Origin of the sequence: Desulforhabdus sp. TSK (genome assembly GCF_022836495.1) — a bacterium.
Classification (GTDB): Bacteria; Desulfobacterota; Syntrophobacteria; order Syntrophobacterales; family Syntrophobacteraceae; genus Desulforhabdus.
Map to the genome: position 1 here is coordinate 1 of NZ_BQXM01000159.1, position 450 is coordinate 450.

Below are 450 nucleotides of genomic sequence, written 5' to 3' on the forward strand. Positions count from 1 at the left end.
GCCGCGTGGTCCTGATGATCACCGCCGCGCTGTTCACCCTCGCGCCGCTGGGCATGGCTCTGGCGCCGAACACTGAGACCCTCTTCGGCTTCCGGCTGATGGTGGGGCTGGGAACCGGCCTGGCCGCCGTCGTGCTGCCGGTCTACCTCTCCGAGATGTCGCCGCGGAAGATCCGCGGACGCGTCACCGCCTTCTACGTGCTGGCCATCGTGATCGGTCAGTTCCTCGGCTTCCTGGTGGGCGTGGCCTTCGCGCCCATGGAGTCCTGGCGCTGGATGCTGGGGCTCTCCGTGGTGCCCTCGCTGTTCTTCGCCCTGGGACTGCTGGCCGTGCGCGAGACCCCGCGCTGGCTGGTCCGCCAAGGCCGTGAGCAGGAGGCTCATGAGCTGCTGCTGCGCGACCGCAGCCCTGAGGAGGCGCGCGGCGAGCTGGAAGAGATCCACACGGTCC

The 450-nt window shown here is 69.8% G+C and carries 1 protein-coding gene; it reads left to right on the plus strand.

Translation table 11 applies throughout. The annotated features are described in order from the left end of the window. A partial coding sequence (locus tag MWC30_RS21935) for an MFS transporter (protein WP_244086322.1) occupies positions 1–450 on the plus strand: 450 nt, incomplete at both ends.